The organism is Pedobacter sp. GQ55 (assembly GCF_059758925.1).
Genome location: NZ_JCAXEI010000022.1, coordinates 1 through 3148, shown reverse-complemented (window position 1 = coordinate 3148; position 3148 = coordinate 1). Strand labels below are relative to the sequence as shown.

Genomic DNA, 3148 nt, shown 5'->3' with positions numbered 1-3148 from the left:
ATCAAAAAAAGCATTTCCATAGGCGCAAAAGGCTATGGAGAGAAGAAAGTAAATAAGAGCACACAGGGGATGCCTTGGCTCTCAGAGGCGATGAAGGACGTGATAAGCTGCGATAAGCACTGGGGATTAGCAAATATGAATTGATCCGGTGATTTCCGAATGGGGAAACCTGGCTAGTTGAAGACTAGTCGTATAATATACGCAAACCTGCCGAACTGAAACATCTAAGTAAGCAGAGGAAGAGAAAATAATAATGATTTCCTAAGTAGTGGCGAGCGAACGGGAAAGAGCCCAAACCAGTTATGTTACGGCATAACTGGGGTTGTAGGACTACGATATGATTATAATGCAATGAAGTGGAACAGGATGGGAAGCCTGGCAATATAGAGTGAGAGCCTCGTACACGTAAGTACCATTAGTCTAGTAGTATCCTGAGTACCGCGAGGTCGGAGACGCCTTGTGGGAATCTGCCGGCACCATCCGGTAAGGCTAAATACTCCTGAGAGACCGATAGTGAACCAGTACCGTGAGGGAAAGGTGAAAAGAACCCCGAACAGGGGAGTGAAATAGAACCTGAAACTGTGTGCTTACAAGCGGTCGGAGCGTCCAGGTGGCGTGACGGCGTGCCTTTTGCATAATGAGCCTACGAGTTACTCTTCTCTGGCAAGGTTAAGTGTTTAAGACACGGATCCGAAGCGAAAGCGAGTCTGAATAGGGCGTATAGTCAGGGGAGGTAGACGCGAAACCTTGTGATCTACCCATGGACAGGTTGAAGGTGCGGTAACACGTACTGGAGGACCGAACCGATAAACGTTGAAAAGTTTCCGGATGATCTGTGGGTAGGGGTGAAAGGCTAATCAAACTGGGAAATAGCTCGTACTCCCCGAAATGTTTTTAGGAACAGCGTCGTGGTAGAGTTAAATAGAGGTAGAGCTACTGATTGGGTGCGGGGGAGTCAAATCCTACCAAATCCAGACAAACTCCGAATGCTATTTAATATACACGGCAGTGAGGCGCGGGGTGCTAAGGTCACGCGCCGAGAGGGAAAGAACCCAGACCATCAGCTAAGGTCCCCAAGTTACAGTTAAGTTGAACTAACGAGGTCCGATTGCATAGACAGCTAGGATGTTGGCTTGGAAGCAGCCATTCATTTAAAGAGTGCGTAACAGCTCACTAGTCGAGCGATCGGGCATGGATAATAAACGGGCATTAAACTGTACACCGAAGCTATGGGTAATATTAATATTACGGTAGGGGAGCATTCCAGCGGCAGCGAAGATATGACGTAAGTTGTGTTGGAGCTTCTGGAAAAGCAAATGTAGGCATAAGTAACGATAAGGCGGGCGAGAAACCCGCCCACCGAAAGGATAAGGTTTCCTGATCAACGCTAATCGGATCAGGGTTAGTCGGGGCCTAAGGAGAACCCGAAAGGGATATTCGATGGACAACGGATTAATATTTCCGTACTTTTTATAACTGCGATGTGGGGACGGAGTAGTGACACTGCCGCGATCTGACGGAATAGATCGTTGAAGGCTGTAGGTATTGGACCGGTAGGCAAATCCGCCGGTCTAGCTGAACGCTGATAGTACCGCAAACCTTCGGGGGCGTGGATAGTGCAGGTAATCAGACTTCCAAGAAAAACCGCTAAGCTTCAGGTTATAAAAACCCGTACCGCAAACCGACACAGGTATCCGGGAAGAGAATTCTAAGGTGCTCGAGTGAATCATGGCTAAGGAACTCGGCAAAATGGCCCTGTAACTTCGGGAGAAGGGGCGCTGGTAGCAATATCAGCCGCAGTGAAAAGGCCCAGGCGACTGTTTAACAAAAACACATGGCTTTGCAAAATCGAAAGATGAAGTATAAGGCCTGACACCTGCCCGGTGCTGGAAGGTTAAGAGGGGATGTCATCCGCAAGGAGAAGCATTGAATCGAAGCCCCAGTAAACGGCGGCCGTAACTATAACGGTCCTAAGGTAGCGAAATTCCTTGTCGGGTAAGTTCCGACCTGCACGAATGGTGTAACGATCTGGGCGCTGTCTCAGCCATGAGCTCGGTGAAATTGTGGTCCCGGTGAAGACGCCGGGTACCCGCAACGGGACGGAAAGACCCCATGCACCTTCACTACAATTTAACATTGACATTGGATACAGGATGTGTAGGATAGGTGGGAGACTATGAAGCGGCGTCGCCAGGCGTCGTGGAGTCAACGTTGAAATACCACCCTTTCTGTATTCGGTGTCTAACTCGGCTCAGCCGAGGACATTGTTTGATGGGTAGTTTGACTGGGGTGGTCGCCTCCAAAAAGGTAACGGAGGCTTTCAAAGGTAAGCTCAATACGCTTGGTAACCGTATGAGGAGTGCAATAGCATAAGCTTGCTTGACTGTGAGACATACAAGTCGATCAGGGTCGAAAGACGGATATAGTGATCCGGTGGTTCTGCATGGAAGGGCCATCGCTCAAAGGATAAAAGGTACGCTGGGGATAACAGGCTGATCTCCCCCAAGAGCTCATATCGACGGGGAGGTTTGGCACCTCGATGTCGGCTCGTCACATCCTGGGGCTGGAGAAGGTCCCAAGGGTTCGGCTGTTCGCCGATTAAAGTGGCACGCGAGCTGGGTTCAGAACGTCGCGAGACAGTTCGGTCCCTATCTGTTGTGGGCGTTGGAATTTTGAGTGGGGCTGACCTTAGTACGAGAGGACCGGGTTGGACTAGCCTCTAGTGAATCTGTTGTTCCGCCAGGGGCATTGCAGAGTAGCTACGCTGGGAATAGATAAGCGCTGAAAGCATCTAAGTGCGAAACTAGCCACGAGATGAGAATTCCATATAGGACCGTAGCAGACTACTACGTTGATAGGTTACAGATGTAAAGATGGTGACATCAAAGTCGAGTAATACTAATAATCCGAAGCTTTCAAGAGCAGTAAACTGTTGTTTGTTCTTCAAAACTTAACTTCTTTCAATAATATGTCATCGTTATGGCGTGTTGACCTGAGTAAAACAGGGAATATACAAGATAACTTTAAAAATATTTAGGTGCCTATATCGGTGGTGTCCACCTCTTCCCATTCCGAACAGAGAAGTTAAGCCCACCAGAGCCGATGGTACTGCGGTAACACGTGGGAGAGTAGGTCGGTGCCAAATCTT

The 3148-nt window shown here is 48.9% G+C and carries 2 rRNA genes; both read left to right on the top strand.

Annotation, left to right across the window (positions count from 1 at the left end):
• Positions 1 to 42 precede the first annotated feature (42 nt).
• A 23S ribosomal RNA gene (locus AC6CH7_RS26395) occupies positions 43 to 2921 on the top strand.
• Positions 2922 to 3033: 112 nt separating this feature from the next.
• Positions 3034 to 3145, top strand: a 5S ribosomal RNA gene (gene rrf / locus AC6CH7_RS26390).
• Positions 3146 to 3148 lie beyond the last annotated feature (3 nt).